22 protein-coding genes are annotated in these 20,076 nt (G+C 65.5%); 9 read left to right on the top strand and 13 right to left on the bottom strand.

The annotated features are described in order from the left end of the window. Positions 1-54: 54 nt before the first annotated feature. From DEH80_RS15050 to trhA, 3 genes are read right to left on the bottom strand one after another with little or no spacing between them, the layout of a single operon-like run. Entirely contained in the window at positions 55-804 is a 750-nt protein-coding gene (locus DEH80_RS15050) for a ParA family protein (RefSeq protein ID WP_109721374.1), read from the bottom strand. Positions 805-823: 19 nt separating this feature from the next. Further along, positions 824-1,432 (bottom strand): hypothetical protein, encoded by a 609-nt coding sequence (locus DEH80_RS15045; protein ID WP_133249269.1) that lies wholly within the window; start codon positions 1,430-1,432, stop codon positions 824-826. A 54-nt stretch (positions 1,433-1,486) separates the two neighbouring features. Next, positions 1,487-2,134 carry a PAQR family membrane homeostasis protein TrhA gene (gene trhA, locus DEH80_RS15040; protein ID WP_109721337.1) on the bottom strand — a complete coding sequence of 216 codons (648 nt, stop codon included), beginning with the start codon at positions 2,132-2,134 and terminating at the stop codon, positions 1,487-1,489. A gap of 160 nt (positions 2,135-2,294) precedes the next feature. On the opposite strand from trhA, the gene DEH80_RS15035 reads away from it, so the two are divergent. The 4 genes from DEH80_RS15035 to DEH80_RS15020 are packed head-to-tail and all read left to right on the top strand — an operon-like array spanning position 2,295 to position 5,454. After that, positions 2,295-3,707 carry an NfeD family protein gene (locus tag DEH80_RS15035; protein ID WP_109721336.1) on the top strand — a complete coding sequence of 471 codons (1,413 nt, stop codon included), beginning with the start codon at positions 2,295-2,297 and terminating at the stop codon, positions 3,705-3,707. A 36-nt stretch (positions 3,708-3,743) separates the two neighbouring features. Further along, complete coding sequence (locus tag DEH80_RS15030) at positions 3,744-4,508, top strand: slipin family protein (RefSeq protein WP_109721335.1); 765 nt, start codon at positions 3,744-3,746, stop codon at positions 4,506-4,508. A gap of 17 nt (positions 4,509-4,525) precedes the next feature. Beyond that, the gene (locus DEH80_RS15025; RefSeq protein ID WP_165831498.1) at positions 4,526-5,002 is read left to right on the top strand and encodes a hypothetical protein; all 477 of its coding nucleotides are present in this window, start codon (positions 4,526-4,528) and stop codon (positions 5,000-5,002) included. After that, positions 4,999-5,454 (top strand): MgtC/SapB family protein, encoded by a 456-nt coding sequence (locus DEH80_RS15020; RefSeq protein WP_207774638.1) that lies wholly within the window; start codon positions 4,999-5,001, stop codon positions 5,452-5,454. Before DEH80_RS15025 ends, DEH80_RS15020 begins: the two co-directional genes overlap by 4 nt. Positions 5,455-5,518: 64 nt before the next feature. On the opposite strand, the gene DEH80_RS15015 is transcribed toward DEH80_RS15020, so the two are convergent. Further along, a complete protein-coding gene (locus DEH80_RS15015; protein ID WP_109721333.1) occupies positions 5,519-6,121 on the bottom strand; it encodes a redoxin domain-containing protein in 603 nt (200 codons plus the stop codon). A gap of 11 nt (positions 6,122-6,132) precedes the next feature. Next, positions 6,133-8,220, bottom strand: a complete 2,088-nt coding sequence (locus DEH80_RS15010) for a protein-disulfide reductase DsbD family protein (protein WP_165831497.1) — start codon at positions 8,218-8,220, stop codon at positions 6,133-6,135. Between the two features lie 108 nt (positions 8,221-8,328). On the opposite strand from DEH80_RS15010, the gene DEH80_RS15005 reads away from it, so the two are divergent. The 4 genes from DEH80_RS15005 (at position 8,329) to DEH80_RS14990 (ending at position 10,700) form a co-directional block, all read left to right on the top strand. Beyond that, complete coding sequence (locus tag DEH80_RS15005) at positions 8,329-8,925, top strand: DUF2845 domain-containing protein (RefSeq protein WP_109721331.1); 597 nt, start codon at positions 8,329-8,331, stop codon at positions 8,923-8,925. A gap of 142 nt (positions 8,926-9,067) precedes the next feature. Next, on the top strand, positions 9,068-9,586 hold the full coding sequence (locus DEH80_RS15000; RefSeq protein WP_109721372.1) for a glutathione peroxidase: 519 nt from the start codon (positions 9,068-9,070) through the stop codon (positions 9,584-9,586). Beyond that, positions 9,583-10,125: a pyridoxamine 5'-phosphate oxidase family protein gene (locus tag DEH80_RS14995; RefSeq protein WP_109721330.1), complete on the top strand. Its 543-nt coding sequence runs from the start codon at positions 9,583-9,585 to the stop codon at positions 10,123-10,125. The genes DEH80_RS15000 and DEH80_RS14995 overlap by 4 nt, the downstream gene beginning before the upstream one ends. Next, entirely contained in the window at positions 10,122-10,700 is a 579-nt protein-coding gene (locus DEH80_RS14990) for a hypothetical protein (RefSeq protein ID WP_133249266.1), read from the top strand. Before DEH80_RS14995 ends, DEH80_RS14990 begins: the two co-directional genes overlap by 4 nt. A 91-nt stretch (positions 10,701-10,791) precedes the next feature. On the opposite strand, the gene DEH80_RS14985 is transcribed toward DEH80_RS14990, so the two are convergent. The 8 genes from DEH80_RS14985 to DEH80_RS14950 all read right to left on the bottom strand — a co-directional run bounded on the left by DEH80_RS14985 (position 10,792) and on the right by DEH80_RS14950 (position 17,381). Then, positions 10,792-11,499 (bottom strand): hypothetical protein, encoded by a 708-nt coding sequence (locus DEH80_RS14985; protein WP_109721328.1) that lies wholly within the window; start codon positions 11,497-11,499, stop codon positions 10,792-10,794. After that, a complete protein-coding gene (locus DEH80_RS14980; protein WP_109721327.1) occupies positions 11,474-12,265 on the bottom strand; it encodes a tetratricopeptide repeat protein in 792 nt (263 codons plus the stop codon). The genes DEH80_RS14985 and DEH80_RS14980 overlap by 26 nt, the downstream gene beginning before the upstream one ends. A gap of 61 nt (positions 12,266-12,326) precedes the next feature. Further along, entirely contained in the window at positions 12,327-12,989 is a 663-nt protein-coding gene (locus DEH80_RS14975) for a response regulator (protein ID WP_207774637.1), read from the bottom strand. Between the two features lie 7 nt (positions 12,990-12,996). After that, positions 12,997-13,740: a sensor histidine kinase gene (locus DEH80_RS14970; RefSeq protein ID WP_109721326.1), complete on the bottom strand. Its 744-nt coding sequence runs from the start codon at positions 13,738-13,740 to the stop codon at positions 12,997-12,999. Positions 13,741-13,838: 98 nt separating this feature from the next. After that, positions 13,839-14,789 carry a hypothetical protein gene (locus tag DEH80_RS14965; protein WP_109721325.1) on the bottom strand — a complete coding sequence of 317 codons (951 nt, stop codon included), beginning with the start codon at positions 14,787-14,789 and terminating at the stop codon, positions 13,839-13,841. After that, complete coding sequence (locus DEH80_RS14960; protein WP_109721324.1) at positions 14,786-15,823, bottom strand: MlaD family protein; 1,038 nt, start codon at positions 15,821-15,823, stop codon at positions 14,786-14,788. Before DEH80_RS14960 ends, DEH80_RS14965 begins: the two co-directional genes overlap by 4 nt. Then, positions 15,820-16,569 carry a P-loop NTPase family protein gene (locus tag DEH80_RS14955; protein WP_109721323.1) on the bottom strand — a complete coding sequence of 250 codons (750 nt, stop codon included), beginning with the start codon at positions 16,567-16,569 and terminating at the stop codon, positions 15,820-15,822. Before DEH80_RS14955 ends, DEH80_RS14960 begins: the two co-directional genes overlap by 4 nt. Next, positions 16,566-17,381 carry an MlaE family ABC transporter permease gene (locus DEH80_RS14950; protein WP_109721322.1) on the bottom strand — a complete coding sequence of 272 codons (816 nt, stop codon included), beginning with the start codon at positions 17,379-17,381 and terminating at the stop codon, positions 16,566-16,568. Before DEH80_RS14950 ends, DEH80_RS14955 begins: the two co-directional genes overlap by 4 nt. A 247-nt stretch (positions 17,382-17,628) precedes the next feature. Between DEH80_RS14950 and DEH80_RS14945 the strand changes: the two genes are divergently transcribed. Continuing rightward, positions 17,629-20,073 carry a hypothetical protein gene (locus DEH80_RS14945; protein ID WP_109721321.1) on the top strand — a complete coding sequence of 815 codons (2,445 nt, stop codon included), beginning with the start codon at positions 17,629-17,631 and terminating at the stop codon, positions 20,071-20,073. The last annotated feature ends 3 nt before the right edge of the window (positions 20,074-20,076 follow it).

Genomic DNA, 20,076 nt, shown 5'->3' with positions numbered 1-20,076 from the left:
CCACCGGGCCCGCCGACGCGGCCCACCCAAAGGCGGAGGCGCGGCGGCCCATCGTCAGGCGAACTCGCCCATGCGAGCACGCAGATCGGACCAGAGCGATTCATAGGCCTGGGCGGCCGGGTGGCGCGGTGCAAACGCGCCTAGCGGGGCGCGTTCCTCCCCCATTTGTTCGATGACCGATGCGTAGGGGATCACCGCGTCCATGCGTCGTTTCAGTCGCTTGGGCGTTTCGGCCAGCAAGGCGTTGTGCAGTCGCCGACGTCGGTCCACCATCGAAAAGAACGGGTGCAGGCGTCGCGGTTTGTGGCCCAGGGCTTTGTATTCCTGATGCACGATCTCGAAGGCCCGCACCGACAAATGGCTGGGCACGATGGGTACGGCCACCGCATCGGCGGCGGCGAAGATATTGGCGGCCAGATGCGACAGGCTGGGCGGACAGTCCAGCACCACCAGCGTGAACATCTCGCGGAACGGTGCCAGCAGCCGCTTGAGGGCATCCTGACCCTGGACTTTGCGTAGCAGAATATCCAGATAACGCAGCGAGAAATCTGCGGGCATCAGCGACAGATTTTCAAAGCGTGTCGGTCGCACCAGCCGGCCCACCGCCAGCTTGCCCTTGACCAGCTTGGCGGCGTCGATCGTCTGCCCGGGGGCGGACTCCAGATACCAGCTCCCGGCACCCTGCGGGTCTAAATCCCAGAACAGAGTGGGGTAGCCGTCGCGAGCGGCCAGATACGCCAGATTGACCGCCGCCGCGGTTTTACCGACGCCGCCTTTTAGGTGGTAGAGCGCGAGAGTCTGCATGGCGCGCATTCTAAACGGCTTATTCGGAAGCCTCGCGCCGTGGTGCCCCGTCTGTTTCGGCGGCAATTTGCTCCATGGCCTCTTCCACTACCTCGATCAGGCGTGTAACAGCCTCGCCGAAGAAGATCGACAGCACCAAGCCCCCGATGGGCAGGGTCCATAGCAGGCCGGGTTCGGTTAGCGAGTGGGCCTCGCGCAGCACGGTGGCGGACAGGTAGAAGTACCCGCCGGCCATGATCAGGACGCCGATGAGCACGTAGGCCATCTTGTACAGCGACCGTTTGAGGCGGAGCAGCGCGGGGCGGGCGCTGTCGGGCAGGGCGGACAGGTGTTCATTGGAGAAATGTCCGATGCGTGCGAGCACCCGAAACAGGTATAGCCCGGCGCAGACCAGGGCCGCGGCGCCCACATAGGGGGTCAGAACGCGCATGACTTGCAGCGGTGCGAACGCCCACAACGCAATGGATAGGCCCAGCAGCACCGGCAGCAGGCGGGTGATCTGCACGCCCCATCGATTGCGTCTCGAAAACCGGGCAAACGCCCTGCGTTCGATTTCCGGGGCGCGCCGGACGATCGATTGTCGCAGGGCGCGGGGCGTGCGGGGGCGTCTGGCGGATGGGGGCGTCATGCCCCTGTTATTCGTCGGGTTTCGAACGTTGGATTCGTGCCCGGTCCGACACGCCTAGGCGCGCTCCAATGGGATGACATAGAGCAACACGGCAAAGTAGTGCAGCACGCTGCCGGTGATCACGAACAAATGCCAGATCGCATGGTGATAGCGCATCGACCGCCACAGATAAAACGCCACGCCCAGGGTGTAGGCCAAGCCGCCTCCGACCATTAACGCGATGCCCTCTCTGGGGAATAGCTCCAGAATCGGCTTGGTGGCGACAATGGCCACCCAGCCCATGCCGAGGTAAAGCGCCACCGAGAACCATTCGTAGCGCCCGGCGGTGAAGATTTTGAAGATCACGCCAAGGCCGGCAAGGCTCCAGACTACCGCGAACAGGCTCCATCCCCAGGGTGGCTCCAGCACCGACAGGGTGAAGGGCGTGTAGGTGCCCGCGATCAGCAGGTAGATCGACGCATGGTCGATGGCTTTGAGCACGGGCTTGGCCGAAGGAATCGGTATGCCGTGGTACAGCGCCGAAGCCGCGTAGGTCAGGATCAGCGTCCCGCCGAAGACCGAGCAACCGACGATGAGTTTCACATCGCCGGTGGGGACAGCGAAACCGACCAGGACCGCCAGGCCAGCAATGCCGAGCACGGCCCCGAGGCCGTGGGTCACGGTGTTGGCGATCTCTTCGCCAGCGGAGTAGGTGACGCTCATGGGCGCAGGTTGGAGGCACGCAGTGGAGAGCGCTGACAGTGGCAGATGAGCGCGTCGTTGTCATCCCGATTTCAGGCGCGAGTGCGTCCTGTTGCATGAACCTTTGATGACGCGCCATGCACGAGCGGCGCAGGGCCGACGACGGTGGTAGTCTGATTGCATGCGATGGATCGCCATTCTTCTTTGCGGATGGAGCCTCGCGCTCACCGCCACATCGACCCGGGCCCAGGGCGCCGGACAGGCTGTTGTTGTCGCGCTGGACGATGCCATCAGTCCGGCCACGGCGGCCTACTTCGAGGGTGCGCTGGACGACGCCATCGATGCCGGGGCGCGGCTGTTGATCCTGGAGCTGGACACGCCCGGCGGCCTGGACAGCGCCATGCGCGACATCATCAAGCGCATCCTGGCCAGCCCGATTCCGGTGGTGACCTATGTGTCGCCATCAGGCTCACGTGCGGCCAGTGCCGGAACCTACATTCTCTACGCCAGTCATGTGGCGGCCATGGCGCCGGCCACCAATCTGGGCGCGGCGACACCGATTCCGGTCGGCGGCTCACCCGGTGGCGCGCCGACCCAGCCCGGAGCGGAGCAGCCCGAGCCCGCGTCGGATGACGAATCGGCTGGTGACGCTCAGCCGGCGAGCCAGCCGGACGAGGTGGCCCCGGCCGGCACGGCCTCGCGGCGCAAGGCGGTGAACGATGCCGTGGCGTATATCCGCGGGCTGGCCGAGCGTCGGGGGCGCAATGCGGACTGGGCCGAACGGGCCGTGCGCGAAGGCGTCAGCCTGTCGGCCGATGCGGCGCTGGCGGACAACGTCATTGATCTGGTGGCCGCGAGCATTCCTGAACTCTTGGCGGCCATCGACGGGCGGACCGTGGAGCTGGCCACCGGTTCGGTCACGCTGGCGACCGAGGGCCTGACGCTACAGCGCGTGGAGCCTGACTGGCGGGTCGAGCTGCTATCGATCATCACCAACCCGACGGTGGCCTACATCCTGATGATGATCGGCATCTACGGCCTGCTGCTGGAGGGCTACAGCCCGGGCGCCATCGTGCCCGGTGTGGTGGGCTCCATCGCCTTGTTGCTGGCCTTGTTCGCCTTTCAGGCGCTGCCGATTAATTACGCCGGTCTGGCTCTCATGGCGCTGGGCCTGGCACTGATGGTCGCCGAGGCCTTTGCGCCCAGTTTTGGTGCACTGGGGCTGGGAGGCCTGGCGGCGTTTGTCTTCGGCTCTATCATGCTTATGGACACCGATGTGCCCGGCTATGGCGTTAACCTCGGGGTCATTGGCGGCATTGCCACGGTGGGCTGCGCAGGGATGGTGCTCAGCGCCTGGATGTTTGCCCGATCCCGTCGCGCGCCGATCTCCACCGCCTCCGAGGCGCTGGCCGGTGAGTGCGGCGTTGCCGATACCCCGCTGGCGGCGGGCGAGGCCGGTTGGTCGATCGTGGCGGGTGAGACCTGGAAGATCCGCCCCACCGCCCCTCTGGAGGCGGGCGAACGGTTTCGCGTGATCGACCGCGAGGGCCTGGAGTTACAGGTCGAACCGGTTCGGGCCACCGCCCAACACTGATTTCGAACGGCACGATCTTTTCGACGGAGAGTTCGCATGACCCCATTGATCAGCATTTTCGTCTTCGCGGTTGTCGCGCTGCTCGCGTCCGCGATCAAGATTCTCAACGAGTACGAGCGTGGGGTGATTTTTACCCTGGGCCGCTACACCGGGACCAAGGGCCCCGGCCTGATCCTCGTCATCCCATTCCTGCAGAAGATGATGAAGGTCGATATGCGGGTCATCGTCATGGACGTGCCGACCCAGGACGTGATCTCCCGCGACAATGTCTCGGTCAAGGTCAACGCCGTGGTGTACTTCCGTGTCGTGGATGCCGGCAAGGCCACGCTGCAGGTCGAGCAGTACTACGCGGCCACAAGCCAGCTCGCCCAGACCACGTTGCGCTCGGTGCTGGGCCAGCATGAGTTGGACGACATGCTCACCGAGCGCGACAAGCTCAACCAGGACATCCAGGCCATTCTCGATCGCCACACCGATGCCTGGGGCATCAAGGTCTCGAACGTCGAGATCAAGCATGTGGATCTCGACGAATCGATGATTCGCGCCATCGCCCGCCAGGCCGAGGCCGAGCGTTCGCGGCGCGCCAAGGTCATTCACGCCGAAGGTGAGCAGCAGGCGGCGGAAAAACTCACCGAAGCCGCCAAGGCACTGGCGCTGGAACCCCAGGCCATGCAGCTGCGTTACCTCCAGACCCTGCTCGATGTCACCACCGGCAGCAGTGGGCAGAACTCCACGATCATCTTCCCGCTGCCCATGGACCTGATCAAACCATTGATGGCCAAGCTCAACTCTGACGAATGATGGGCTCGCGCGGCCTCATGCTCGCCCTGGTCGCCGCGCCGCTGCTGGCCATGGCCTCCGGCGGCGGGTTGAGCGACCAGGAGGTCCAGCGATGGATGCAGACCCGGCTGGCCGTACATGCCGTGCAGCCCTCTGCGGGTGAGGGCGGGCAGCTGGTGGAGGCGGCGCAGGCCCGTGTGACCAGCGCTGGTTACAGCAGCGTCGCCGCCTACCGTGCTCATGGCCTGCGGATCCGGGAGGCGATGACCCAGCTGCAACGGCCCGATGCGGATGTTCCCGCCCTGCAGCAACAGCTGGAGCAGATCAAGGATCTGCGTGCCGCCGGCATGTTGGATCAGCGCGAGTATGTCGACGCCCGCGACACGCTGGAAGCCCAGCGCAATCAGCGTCGCCAGAGTCGGCGGGACTGGCCGGCCGTCGAGGCCCGGCTGGACGACCTGCTGGCCTTGCAGGCCTATCTCGATGGCCGGCGCGACAGCCCGCCTGCGTGGTGATCGAGGAGCTTTACCTGCTTGGCAAGGTGGCCGCCGCGATGGTGCTGGCGGGCCTTGTCGGCTTTGAGCGCGAGGCGGATCGCAAGGCGGCCGGCCTGCGTACCCACATGCTGGTGGGGGGTGCGGCGGCGCTGCTGGTGGGGCTGTCGGATCTGCTCATCGAAACCTTCAGCCACGAAGCCGGCGAGGCCATGCGCACCGACCCCATTCGTATTGTCGAGGCCATCGTCGCCGGTGTGTCTTTTCTTGGCGCGGGCACCATTTTTGTCTCGGGCCAGAACCGGGTCCGCGGACTGACCACGGCCGCGTCGCTGCTCATGGTTGCTGGTATCGGCGTCACCATCGCTGTCGAGGCCTGGGTCGTGGCGCTGGGCGTCACGCTGCTGACGCTGGCCGTGCTGCGGGTGCTCGCGCTGCTTGATACCCCCAAGGGCCACGACAACGGTGACTAGCCTTCTGTCGGAACGGGCCGGGCGCTGACTCCAACGTCCGGCCCCGGTCTGCATGTCGGATCGGCTAATACTTAACCGAGCAGCCGTAGGGCTTGGTCGAGGCCGGGTCGGGCAGGCGATCCTGGGCCAGGGCGGCCATGGAGGTCTGCACGTAGTTGGTGGCGCGTTCGATGTCCGCCGTGTCGGCGCTGGGGATCGAGTCGATAGCGCCCATGTAGGCCATCATCGTGCCGTCGGAATCGATGATGTACATGTGGGGTGTGGTTTTGGCGCCGTACAGGCGACCCACCGTGCCGTCCTCATCCAGCAGCACATGGGTGGGCTTGGCGTCGCGTGCTTCGGTTAGCGTGAGCGCCTTGTCGGCGGAGACATGACCCTGCTTGCCAGGTGCCGACGAGATGATGGACAGCCAGACGGCGTCGTCACCGGTGTAACGCGTTTGCAGCGACTGCATGTTGCCGCTCTTGTAGTGCTTCTGGACGAACGGGCAGCCGTGATTGGTCCATTCAAGAATGACGGTCTTCCCTGCGAAGTCGCTGAGCGAGACGTCGGAGCCGTCCGCGCTGGGCAGGGTGAAATCCGGTGCCGGGTTCCCCGGCGCAACCTTGGCCTGTGCTGTGCCGACGAGCAGGGCGAGCAGGGCGATGGGAGCAAGCAGCGTGCGCATCGTAATTCTCCTTAAAGCGTGTCGAGGGCGTCGACGACGCGTTGTGGGGTCAGAATCTGTGGCAGGACCATCGGTGCGGCACCGGCTTCACCCGGATAGAGCAGATACAGCGGCACTCCGGTGCGGTCGTACTGCTCCAGCACGGCGGTGATGACAGGGTCGCGATTGGTCCAGTCCCCTTTGAGTCGCGCAACGCCGCTGCGTTCCATCGCATTCACGACAGTCGCTGTGTTCAATGCGACACGTTCATTGACGTGGCAGGTCACGCACCAGTCGGCCGTCAGGTTCACGAAGACGGGCTGGCCCTTGGCTTGTAGTTCGGCGACGGTGTCGGGGGCATACACGCCCCAGCCGGCGGCGCTGGCCACGTCGGTGGGGGCAGCGCTGGCAGGTGCCGGTTGCAACAATGGCGACGCGAGCATCGCCAGGCTGCCGGCCACGGCCAGCCAGGCGGCGAGGGCCAGGCCGACGCGCGCAGGTCCCTGCTGCGGGCGCTTGCTCCAGAGCCAGATCGCAAAGCCGATCAGCACGACACCCAACAGGCCGACCGCCATGCCGTTGACGCCGGTCTGCCGGCCCAGCACCCAGATCAGCCAGATGGCCGTGACATACATGGGAAAGGCCATGAGCTGCTTAAAGGTCAGCATCCATGCGCCGGGTCGCGGTAACAGCCTGGCGGTAGCCGGTACGAAGCCGATCAGCAAAAAGGGCAGGGCCATGCCCAGACCGAGAGCGGCGAACACGGCCAGCGCCACGATGGCCGGCTGGGTGATGGCGAAGCCCATCGCCGGGCCCATGAACGGTGCCGTGCAGGGTGTGGCGACCAGGCAGGCGAGCAGGCCGGTCATCAGGGCGCCGCGCCGGCCACCTTGATGCGTGAGCGAATCACCCATGCCCATCAGCCGCGTGCCGAACTCGAACACGCCGGCCAGGCTGAGGCCCAGCACGAACATGATCCAGGCCAGCACGGTGACAAACACCGGCGACTGCAGCTGGAAGCCCCAACCAATACGCTCGCCGGCCTCGCGCAGGGCGATGAGCGCAATGGCCAGCACCAGGAATCCACCCACCACACCAGCCGTGTAGCACAGCGCATGAACCCGCCGCTCACCGGCCGCGCTGCCAGACTGCTGAGCCACCGACACCGCCTTGATCGACAGCACCGGGAAGACGCAGGGCATGAGATTCAGAATCAGTCCGCCCAGCAGGGCGAAGACCAGAGCCAGGCCCAGGTTGAAGCTGGCATCGCCGGCGGCAGCGGTGCTGCCACCATCGACCGGGATCAGCGCGTCCGCGCCGATCTGCCGGGCCGTGAACACCACGGCACGCTGGTTGTTGATGACCACCACGTGCTCGGATTCCTTCGGCAGCGCACCCAGGTACTCGCTGGTCTCCACCCGGATGTCGATGACTGCCTCACCGTGGCGGAACACCGGGGTGTCGGTATTGCTGGCCAGTTCGGTCGTGGCCGGGAAGTACACCAGCGAGTCGCCGGCCGGCAATGCATCCGGTGCGAGTTGAATCCGCAGGTGCTCACCGTCCACGGCGAACTGTGCAGGTGCGGTCAACGGGGTGGGCACCCGCTTGCGGGTCTGCTGCAGGGCCTTGGCCCATTGGGAGGGCTGGGCGCTGGCCTGCACCGGCAGGGTCAGGTTCAGATCGGCCGAGCCTGGAATGCAGATGTTTTCGCAGACCAGCCAACTGGCGGCGACATCCAGGGTCAGCTCCTCGGCATCGAAATCGGCGGGGACCGGGATGTCCGTGAGCAGAAAATGTTCGCCGGAGTAGCCGAAGTTGGTCAGCGGGCCCATGGGCTGGCGCTCGGGGAACGGCCACAGAATGGGGCCCGGCTCGATGGATTCGGGAACATCCCAACGCAAGCGGGTGGGCAGGCCAGAGTCGCCTGGGTTGCGCCAGTAGGTGTGCCAATGCTTGTCCGGCTCCAGTCGCAGGGCGACGGTCAGCGTCTCGCCGGGCACGGCGGCCGTGGTGGCGGCAACCAGTTCGGCGTTGATGTGGTCCTGGCGCACGGCCTCGGCCGGTGCGGTCAACGGGACCAGGGCCAGGGCGAGCAGCGCCAGCCGAGTCAGGCATTGCACAGCCGACCGGCTGCGTGGTCTTGTAGCGGAAGTTAGGGCCATGAGATCGGTCTTGAAAATGGACGATGACAAGGACGAACACCGTTGCCGGCGATTGTCTCACAGCCGATGAGACCATCCTGGCGCCCAATTATTCTCGCCGTGCTGTGGCTGGGTCTGTCCACGGCCGCAGATGCAGGCTTTCGCTGCGATGGCCAGATCATCGATACGGGCGACAATCGGTTGAAGGTTCGCTCGCTGTGCGGGGAGCCCGACCTCATCGATGCACCCGGGCAGGCGGTCATCGGTCATGCCCTGCAGGCGGACCAGGAAACTTGGTACTACAACTTCGGGCCGCGTCAGCTGATCCGGGTGCTGCACTTCCGCCGAGGTCGATTGGTGGAGATCGACCAGGACGGTTACGGCTTTCGCGTGACCGAGCCGGGGCGCTGCAGCGGCTTCGACATGGTCGCAGGCTGGTCCAAGTTCCGATTGCTGGTGGAATGCGGCCCACCTGATGACACCGAGATCGGCCGTGTGCTGCGTCCGGTGCGGCCGGAGGACTTTGGCGGTCATGGCGCGCATTTGACCGGCCAGCGGATCGAGGTGCTGCGCGAGCGGTGGATCTACAACTTCGGACCGGAGCAGTTGCTGCGCACGGTCTGGATCGAGCAGGGTGTGGTGACAGACGTCGAGGTTGGCGGCCGGGGTTACCCGGAGCGCTGATCATGCACACCTTGGACATTTGCGGGCGCGACTCGCGCCTCACGCAGTCGGTGCTTAGCCTCCTGCCCTCACACACCCGATGGCCGATTCGATGAACAAACGAATAAGCGTTGACATGGCAACTGGTACCGCTTGGATCCTGATGGGTTGGCTGGCAGCGTTTGTCGCTGTCGCCAGCTGCAACGGGCCGCTGGATGTCAGCAAACGGCGGCTGGCCGGCGACGAGACCGTGCGACTGTGCGAGGCCTACGCGAACCAGGTCGTGCTGGTCGTCAACACCGCCAGCAAATGCGGTTACACCGAACAGTACGAAGGGCTGGAATCGCTATACGACCAGCGCCGAGATGAAGGGCTGGTTGTCCTGGGCTTTCCGTCCAATGATTTTGGCGGCCAGGAGCCGGGCACGGAAGCCTCCGTGGCCAAATTCTGCCGTCTGACCTACGGGGTCCAGTTCCCCATGTTCGAAAAAACAGCCACCGCCGAAGGTACGCAGGATCCGCTATACCAGGCGCTGGCCGCATCGGCGGGTCGCTATCCCCAGTGGAATTTTCACAAGTACCTGATCGGTCGCGACGGCCAGGTCATTCGCGATTTCCCCAGCGCCACCCGCCCCGATGATCCTGAGCTAACCAAGGCAATCGAGGCAGCGCTGGCCGAATGAATCCAGCCGGCGCAGCATACTGGCGGCAATTGGTGCGGGCGGCGACCGAGCGCGGGCACCCCATGCGTGTCGGCGCGTTGGCCACCCTGCAAGACGACCAGCCGCAGGTCCGCATGGTCGTGCTGCGGTCCGTGGACATCGATCTGGCGGTGCTGTGCGCCTACACGGATCGCCGCAGCGACAAGGTCGCTGCACTCCAGCGGGCAGCACAGGCGGAGTGGATGTTCTACGATGCCGAGGCCGGATTGCAGTTGCGCGTGGCGGGGACCGCCAAGGTCCATCTTCAGGGCGACGCCGTCGATGCCGCCTGGGCCGGATTGCATGCCGGTCAGCGGCGTGAGTATCAGATGGCGACCGCGCCCGGCACGCCGCTGGAACAGGGCGCCGAATCGGTTTCGGAGGCAGCGGCGCGGCAGCATTTCGCCGTGCTCAGCCTGCATGCAGATCGCCTGGATGTACTGGAACTGGAACGCCAGCAGCACCGCCGCACACGCTTTTGTCGCCACAGCCAATGGGCACCGGAGGCCCTGACACCGTGACTCAGACCATGCAAATCGACACGGGTGAAATCACGGTGTGGCCAGAGAATCTGGCCATCGACTTGGTGCATACCTCGCCGACCATCGGCCGTATCCGCTTTCTGGATCAGGCGCGCTACCACGAGGCCTTGTTCGAGGCCCTGGCAGAAGCCGAAGAAGATCGCAGCCGATCGGCGCCGCGAGCCGGCGGCCATGCCCGCATCGAGGAATTCGATGCCTGGGATACCCCCGAGGCCGAGTTGCTTCGCCTGCGAGCGGTCAAGTTCTGCCGGGCGCTGATGAACACGGATGCCATCGCGCTGCAGACTGCCGACGTGCTGGTCGTGCGGCGCGGCCAGCAGATTCCCGCCTATCAGCCGGAACGCTGCGTGGCCTCGCTGACCTACGTCCTATCCGGTGATACCCGCTTCCTCTTCCAGCACAGCTCCCTGGGCCAGCATCGGTTCCTCGTGCCCGAGGACACCCGCCCCGGTGACTGTTTTGCCGCGCCCAATGACATGGTGCTCAGCGTACCGCCGGTGGCATCACAGGTGCCGCTGATGTTGGTCAGCTTCGGGTTTCGTCGGCTGCCCTAGTCCGGTCGCTGGAGGTCTGCGCCCCGGTCATCTTGCCGGCCCGATCGTTCCCAACACGCGCTTGGATGTCGTGACGCCTGCTTGGTGCTGGTTAGCGCGCGCCAGGCGACAACGCGATCTGCATGCGCAGACCCTGGCGGTGCATGAGCTGCCCGGCAGCGGGAAAGAACAGCAGCATCGCCAGGCCGTAGTTCCACTCGACGATGTTCTGGACGGCGTCTGGATTCTCTAGCAGCCACGGGGCAGGAAGACTGGTGACACCGATGATCAGCTGCAGGAGGCAAAGCCAGAGCATCCCGTGCAAAGCCTGGGGCCGCCTGCTCTGTGCAAGGCCATGCCAGGCCGCTGCGGTCAGCAGTAACTGCGCAAACGCCGTCAAGGCAAAGAACATCCGGGCACCGAATCGACGCAGCCAGTCATACCAAAGGCCGTCGGAACCCAGAAACGTGGCGTAGAGAATCAGGAACAGGCCCCCGCCAATGCCGGCGCCGAGCAGGGCGATCGACGCGAGTCGGCGTTGCAGGTGCAGGCACCAGAGGCCGGCGATTAGCCAGAACGCCATCAACAGTACGCCACCGGGAATCACCAAGGCCTTGAAGATGAAGTACGGCGCGCCGTGGCGGCCGGTGGCGCTCACGGTTGTGCAGCCGTCAACAAACGGCACGCAACTCGGCACGAGTCCTTGATGCATCGACAGCATCGTGCAGGCCACAACGGCCAGGGCGGGCACGACGCCGCAGGCCCAGGCCAGCGGCCAGACCGGCAGACCGTGGCTAGCCGTCGACCCGGAACTCCACATGGTCTCGGCGCACCCAGCCCCAGCGGTCGAGATGGCGGACGTAGACGCGGTACCACTGCGGCAGGCGATCAAAGACCAGCACGATCATCCCGCCGGGCAGATGAGGGCGCCGGCCATAGCCGGTCAATGCCTCCGGGCGATCGTAAAGCACGCCCCCGGCGTTGCGGACGCGATAGTCGCGCCCGGCCAGCATGGCCTGTTCGTAGGCCACGGCGGGTGGATAGGCCTGATCGGCCGCCGAGTTCATCAGCGAAAACGCAGCCTGGTCGGAGTGTTCGACACCGACACCTTCCGCATACAGGGTGCCGAGTTCGTACTGCGCGGCAGCTAGGCCCTCGCGGGCGGCGACCGCGTACCACTTGGCGGCTTCGGGATAGTCACGCGGCAGATAGCGCCCGCGGTCGTAGTGATTGGCCAGTGACCACTGGCTGGTCAGATCGCGCGCATCGATACCGGGGCGCAGGCCCGTGATGATGGGGGGCACGTTGCGTGTCATCGGGATGCGGTCGGTGGGCGCGGCACACTTCGCCGGCTTGGCGACATAGTCCGGTGTCAGACAGGCGTCATGCCAGTCGGGGTTTTTCCAGGCATGGGCACGGAAATACTGCTCGGCGGAATCCACCAGCTCGCCGGCCGAGCGCACGGTGGTGGTTGGATCGTCGATGGCGGCAATGGGCTGGCTGAATTCCGGCAGCTGCGCAAGCGCGCCGGCACTGGCGACGCCAAGCAAGAGGCACAGCGGGATATAGATGGCGAGGCGCGACATGCTGCGAAGACTACGCAAGCCTGCAGCGCTTGGAAATCCGGCGGGCGGGTTGTTGCGGGTGTTAGAGGTCGCCGACCAGACCCAGCCGGCTGGCTTCCAGCGCGGCTTCGGCCCGGCTGGAAATATTGAGCTTGCGGTACACCGCCTTGATGTAGCCGGCGGCGGTGTTGCGGGTCACCCCCATGGTCTCGGCAACATCGGGCAAGCGAAAGCCCTTGGCGATGAGTGTCAGCACCTCACGTTCGCGCGGTGACAACGGCACCTCGGGTTCGGTTTGCTCCTGGGCAAAGATGCGCAGCAGGCGCTGGGCGACCCGAGGCGACAACGGGGGTTCGCCGGCGGCAATGCCACGCAGCGACTTGGTGACCCGTTCGCGGGCCTGGTCCTTGAGCAGATAGCCCGTGGCTCCGGCGCGCAGTGCCGGAAACAGGTGGCGATCATCCGCGTAAATCGTGGACACGATGATGTGCGGCGTCTGACCGCCATGAGCCAGCTGGCGAATCAGTTCGATGCCCGAGCCGTCCGGCAGGCCGAGGTCGATGAGTGCGAGCTGCGGCGTGCAGGCTTCGATGGCCTGCCGGCCCTCGGCCACACAGCCCGCCTGGGCCACCGCCATCTCGGGGAAGACTTCCTCCAGCACATCACAAAGCCAGGCCGCGGAGGCTTCCAGGTCTTCGACGACCAAGCCATGCTGCAGGGCTGGGGTGGCGGTGGATTCAGTCATGGGTGGATCATGCGGGATTGCCCGCGCCGGCGCCCCCCTCAGATGGGGGGATCGGCACCCGCAAGACCACCTTGGTGCCGCCTTCGGTGCCTGGGTTCCAGTCGATGTTCCCATGCAGCTCTTCCGCACGCTGTCGCATGCTGGCCGTGCCACGACCGGACCCCACGCGGTCCGGCGGCATGCCCTCGCCATCGTCGGTGAAGTCGATGAGCAGCAGGTCGGCGGCCGCGCTGACGCGGACACGAATACGGGAGGCCTCGGCGTGGCGCACGCCATTCGTGATGGCCTCGCGCGCGATGCGATACAGGTGCAGGGCATCCGCCTCCGGCAGGTCGGGGTCGGGAATGTCGGTGGTTTGCTGCCAGATCAGCGCAACCCCCATGGTGTCCAGGCGCTGCTCCATCTCGTCTCTGATCTGAGCCAGGATCTCCAGCAATGAGCCCTCCGCAGCCTGGGTGCGGGAGACGACGGCGCGCAGGTCCTGGAGCACGTCCCGGGCAATCGCGGCCGTGTCCGGATCGCTGCTGCCGTGGGCCAGCGTCAGCAGCCGTCCGCCGATGTCGTCATGCAAATCCCGGTAGATGCGGTCGCGTTCGGAGGCGATGGCTTCCTGTGTGGACTGCGCCGTGCTCAGCGAGTCGGCCGAGGCCTGCAAGGCTCGGATGGCGGCCTGCTGCCGTTTGAGCATCACACCCAGCACGACCAGGCCAAGGGCCAATACCCCCACCGCCAATGCCAGCCAGAAGGTCATGGCCGGCCACACCAAGAGGGGCGTGGCGAGGGGCTTGATAGCACGGAGGTGAACATGGTCGGCAAGTCTGACCTGAGGCCACGACCAGCGGCAAGCGTCTACCGAGGGCGGGCAGGCGCGGGGCTGTGCAGCGTTGCCTCGTACTGCGCCAGCAGCGCCGCCGCGCGATGCCAGCGCGCCGGGCGCTCTTCGGGCAGGGCCAGGCGCAGTTGATCCAGTACCGCCTGGCGATGCGGTTCGGTGGCGCAGTGCTGCGCCAATGAGCCGACCAGACGCCGCGCGGCGGGTGCATTGCGAATCCCCAGGTTGGCGCCCAGCCCGCGGGTCATGGCGTCACAGGCGCGGGGCCAGTCACCCGCGCGGGCGGCGACCTGGGCCAGTGTCTCCAGCGTGGCTGCGACTCCAGTGCGTTGACCGAGTTGCTGGTACAGGCCTCGTGCCGACTCCAGCCACTGCATCGCCTGTTCGGCCTGGTGGTCATGCACGGCCGCCTCGGCCCGCAGACGTTGAATACGGGCGTTGAGCAGCGGCTCGCTGGCATGCAACGGCTCCGCACAGTTGGACGGTCCGGCAGCCAGCAGCTCCCGGCAGTCCAGCAGCCGCGCCACCTGGCCCAGTGCATCCCGACGCTGAATCAGCGGTGCGATGCGTTGTCGCGCCAGCGCAGACCGTCCATGCGCCGCATCAACGCGCGCCAGCATGTACGTGGTCTGGGCGCGGGTCAGGGCCGAGACGCCATCCCGCCGTGCCAGGGCATCCAGCGTGCCGGCCAATGCCGCGGCCGTGTCGGATTGTTCGCGGATCAGGGCGATATCGATCTGGCCCATCACAGCGCGAATCTGTGTTTCGGTGTCATCGAGACTGCGGGCGAGCACGCGGGCGTCCTGCAGCCGGCCCAATGCCATGCTGAAATGCTCGTCGGCCAGTGCCTGCTGGCCGGCAGCGAGCAGCCGTTGGGCGTCACTGGGAGGCGGTGTCTGCGGTCCGCTGCGACCGGCACAGGCCGTCAGCAGGGCGAGGGCCAGCAGGCTTGGAATCAGACGTCTCATTGCGGCGGGAGCACGGTGCGGGTGGGGCGTTCGGCGGCTTCTTGCCGCTCCACGCCGCGCGAGATCGGCCAGGTCGTGTTGACGGCTTCAACCGTCTTGCTGACTTCATCCAGCAGCGCCTGCATATCGCGAACCATGCCCGGCACTGCCTCGCCTTGGTCGGCCAATGTGGCCATGAGCTCGCTGGCATGGGCTTCCAGCGCCATCAGGCGTTCGCTGAGTTGCGGCAACTGCGCCGTCATCGTCGCCACATCCTGCATCATCGGTTCGATGGCCTGCATTTGTTCCTGAAGGTTTCGGGTGAGCGCCTGGGCGTTATCCAGCGTTTGTTCGAGCGACGCCAGTGCATCCGGCTCACGGATCAGGCGGGGCAGGCTGCCGTCCCCGGTGACCAGCGTGTCGCTGAGCTGGTGGAGATTGGCCGTCACGCCGGCCACATCCTCCACCATTTGCTGCAACTGTGGCGTGCCGTCCGCATTCGGTGCATTCAGCTGGTTGAGGATGTCCGCAAGATTTTGCACCGCCGGGCCGATTTCACTGATCGCATCGTTCAACGAAGCGCCGGGCTGCACCCGCAGCCGTGCGCCGGGCAGAATCGGGGGCGCGCCTTCGCTGCCGCCGCTGATGTCCACGGTGGCACTGCCCAGCATGGACGGTGCCCCGACTGTGGCCACCGAGTCCTCGCGGATCAGGTCGCCATAGGCGGCGCGAATCTGCAGTGCCACGTCGATCCGGCCCGCCTCGTCCACCGCAATGGCGCGAACACGCCCCACCTCAACGCCCGAGGCGTAGACCCGCGTCCGGGTGCTCAGACCTTCGGCCCGGTCGGTGAGCACATGGAGTTCGAAGCTGTCGGTGAGCAGAAAGCCGATGCGGTCGTTGAAGACCAGGCCTGCGATCAGGAGCAAAAACGCCCCGATCACGAACGCTCCGACCAGCCGCTCCTGCCAGCTGTAGTCGAGCGTGTGCACGTAATGCACGCGGCGGGGCGGGGCGGTGCCGGTTGCGGGGCGGCTGTGATCAGATGTGGTCATGCGGGTATCGGGTAGGTGCCAAGCCGGCGCAGGTACGCCGTCCAGTTGGCATAGGGGTTATCCGGCGAAAACGCTTCTTCGGGCGCGAGTACCAGGGCCGTCTGGGTGTCTGCGTAGACGGTTTGTTCCGCGTGGTGACGCGCGAATTCGAGGTTGGCCGTCTCCACAATCAGCGTGCAATCGAACTGTTGCTGCAATGACAGCAGCAAGTCACCAATAGACGTCCAGTGCTCCACGCTGTCGAGTTCGAAAGGTTCGTCGATGAACAGCAACGGGGGGCGGTTGCCCAGCGCCCGGGCCAGCAGGGCCTGCCAGCGCGATCTGCGGTCGAGAAAGGCCGGCAGCGCCGTGCGGTCGGCGCGAAAGTCCACGGCATCGAGCAATGCGTGAGCGGCGGACATGGCTTCGCGCCGGGGCATCTTGCGGTGATACATCAGCGGCAGCATCACATTCGCGCAGGCGTTGAGATTGCTCATCAAGGGGAATGCGTGGCTGATGAACCCCGAGCCGGTGGGGCGGCGCCCCCGGCGTCGACGGTCCGGCTTCAGCAAATCCACCCCGGACATCATGTGCGCCCGGCAATGCGCCGGTTCCAGCGCAGCCAGTGCCAGCAGCAGTTGATTCCGCTGCGCACCACTGCGAGCGGCGATGACGACCACGCTGCCGGCGCGAACATCCAGGTCCAACGGTGCCAGCGGCGGCTCGCCCTGCGGTTGCAGGCCACGACATTGCAGCGCCAGCGTCATGGCAGTTCCAACAACGAAAACAGGGCGGCGATGACGAACACCAGCGCGTAGCTGGATGCGATTGCCTGCTGGGTGCGTTGGGGGACTTCGGTGCGGGACACCTCGACCTTGAGCGCACAAAAACAGGCGGTGCCCGTGACGATCAGGCCGAAAATCAGGTTCTTGATCACGAAAATGGCGCCATCGCCGGGAGTGATCGCGCCCGCCAGTGCGGGCAGCAGGGCCAGGTGCTCGGCGCTGAACACCAACGCGCTGACCAGTCCGCCGCCAATCAAGGCGACAGCCCCGAAGTAGATGGATAGCGCCAGCTGGGCGATGGCGCCGCCGATCAGGCGTGGGGCGACAAAATAATCGGTGAGCCGAATGCCCAGCAGGTCCAGCGCGGCGACTTCGCGGTTGAGCTTCATCTGGGCCAGGTCCACCGCAATGGCCGAGCCGCTGCGGCCGATGAGGATCAATGCGGTCAGCAGTGGGCCGAGCTGCAGCGCCAGACCCACGACCAGCAGGCGTGCCAGCTCCTCCGATTCACCAATGGAATTGCCGGCCATGAGCAGCGGTGGTGTCAGCGCCATGCCCATCGCCAATCCGATCAGCAGAAGCAGCGGCAGGGCATCGATACCACTGAACAGAATCTGCACCACCACCGCCCGGCGTGTGGCCCGGTTGCGAATCGGGCTGCGCTGCCACCAGTGCAGCAGCGCCTGCAGCATGAACGTGACCAGGTCCACAACAAACAACAGCGACGCGACCACATTACGGCCCAGCGCGCCGGGCACTGCGATCAGGCGTCGGGCAGCGGTCGAACGGCCCATGGCCTGTGCTTGCGAACCTGCGTCCCCCACGAACACTCCCCGTCGCTGTGATGGCCGTCGGTGCTTCCCGAAGAACGGCGCTCACCCAAGCCCCGATTATGAAAGCCGGGACGCAAATCACAAGCGTATCGGTGTGGGCTCCCCCCTGAATGGGGGATAGCCCGGTTACGTTGAGCCGGTGACGATGCGAAGGGCGGCGTACCGCCCCGGCGGGCGCTGCGACTGGTTTTACGGAGCGAGATTCGTCATGAAACAATTCAAGTCCTGCGCCCTGTCCCTCGGCCTCGCGATCCTGGCGACTGGCTGCGACAACGCGTCTATCGACATCGATGCCGATTCACCGGCCCCGATGGCCACGACACTCGGCGGTGCCGCCTCATTGGGCGTGGTGACGGATGCCGACGTCAACTTCTACCAAGCCGACGGCACGACGTTGATCGGCACCGGTTCGACGGGTGCCGACGGCGCCGTCAACGTGACGGTGACCTCGTCCTACGCGGGCCCCGTGGTCGTCGAGGTTCTCGGCGATGACATCGACGCGATGTACTTCGACGAGGCCGCTGGCACGCTCCGACCATTTCCGGCAGGCGCCCGACTGCGCGCCCTTGCGCCGGCGCCCGGGTCGTCGATTGCGGTGACGACGCTCACCGAGTTGGCTTACCAAACAGCCGTTAACGACGGGCTGTTTCCGCTCACTGTGACCGAGGTCAACGCGGCGAATGAGGCGATCCGCGCCGCGCTGGCGCCCGGCCTGAGCAGCATCACCTCATTACCGACCCCGGTGGGCGCGACCACCGCTGCCGGGTCGCTGACGAACACGGATGCCGGTCGCTACGCTCTTTACCTCGCTGCACTGGCCACGGTCGCAGCGAGTGAGCCGTCGCCGGCGCTGGCTGTACTGAGCGCCCTGGTGGCCGATGCCGCAGATGGAGCCATCGACGCCAGCGTTGCGAATGCCCCCTACAGTGATTTTCTGAGCGACATGGCCGCCGCATTGACCACGGCAGCGAACACCTATGCGAATGCAGACCTGCAGGCCAATGCCTCACAGCTGGCCCCGGCGTCGACGCAGGTCAGCACGTCAGGCGGCGGCGGTGGCAATGCCGGGCCTAACGGGACAACCGCCCCCGGCACGGTCAACGCCGGACTCGTCAGCCAGTACACGCTGACCGCGACCGAGAACCAGTCCGGGTCTCCCTATGCCGACGGCGACATGGTGATGGTGATCGTGTCCGACACCACCTTGCAGATCGGCGAAGGCCCGGTGCTCACCGACCCGTTCGTTCGTGAGATCGGTGGCAGTCCGCAGACTTCAGAGATCATCTGGCTGGATACGGCGGCTAACCTGGAATACGCGTTGTCTGACAACGCCACCGGCGCGTTCAACGAAATCAATATCGGCGATGCGTCGAATCCATTGTCGCAGGGGATTCCTAGCTTCTTGGGGCAGTTGGTCGATCAGTCGTCCGGCGGCGGCGAGGGTCCGGCCGGGATCGAGTTGGTGACTGCGCTGGCCGGTACCTATGCGGTCGATACCGTGCTCGATGGCACCCACACCCGTGGCACGGTGGTGATCGACGAAAACGGTGCAGTCGACTATGACGACGGCATCCAGTTCGGACCATCGGATTACCAGGCTGTCTTCGATCGCATCGACTGTTGCATGCGTGTGGGTATTCAGATGGTGGTGCAAGGCGACGGCAACCAGCCAACCTACGATCTCTATCTGGATGGCGACGGCAATCTGGAGCGGGTGCGCTTTCTGACCGACGGGCTGGATAGCCCCGGCAGCGAGGTCGCGGTCAGCCTCCAGGGCGCGGAGAGCAATGACCCCGAAGTGGGCAACAATGGACCTGCGGCGCTGGTCAACAACGGCGTCACCGGGATCGTGGACGGTGTCGAGTACACCAGCCCCGATGACATCGTGCTGATGGACAACGGCAATACCTTCTACCTACAGGCAACCGGACCGTCCAGCCAGTGGCGCTTAACCGTGACCAAGGCCGCCGGCACCTACGAGTGCGCCGACGATGCCTCGGCTGCGGATGCGGTCAAGTTGCAGCATTTGCAAGGTGCCGGAACCGGGCCTGACGCTGGTGTCGGATCCCAGGACGGTCAGTGCACCATCAAAGTGGTCCAGGCCGGTCCGATTGTCGAGGGCTACTTCACCGGGTCACTGATCGCCAACGATAACGTCACCCAGCTGCCGGTGACCGACGGTTATTTCTACTACGATCCTGCGACGCCCAATGCGTCCGGGAATCCGTCGGATGATGCCGCGTTGGCAATGGGCGAGACGGGTGTCTCCGGGCGGGTGGATGGCATTCGCACGACCATCGTGTCGGCCTCACCGTACAACGATATGGGTAATGGTTACTTCGGCCTGGCGGTGACTGATACGCAAGGCCCAGATAACGCGACCCGTCGCTGGACGATGCGGGCCCCGCTCGAAGTGGGCACCCACGCCTGCCGTTTTGCCGGGAATGATGAACCGGTTAATACCGAAATCTCGCTCAACGATGGCGTCGACTTTTTCGCCGTATCCGGCGATACGGGCTGCGAGATCACCGTGACGTCGATTAGCGGCGGTCTTCTGGAGGCAACGTTCAGCGGAACCGCAGCAGTCTTCCGCGACAACCGCCTTGAATCTGTTGCGATCGAATCAGGGGTGGTTCGATTGTCGGCACCGTAATGG

It is taken from the genome of Abyssibacter profundi, from assembly GCF_003151135.1.
Taxonomy (GTDB): Bacteria; Pseudomonadota; Gammaproteobacteria; order Nevskiales; family OUC007; genus Abyssibacter; species Abyssibacter profundi.
This window is presented reverse-complemented; position numbering and strand designations above follow the sequence as displayed.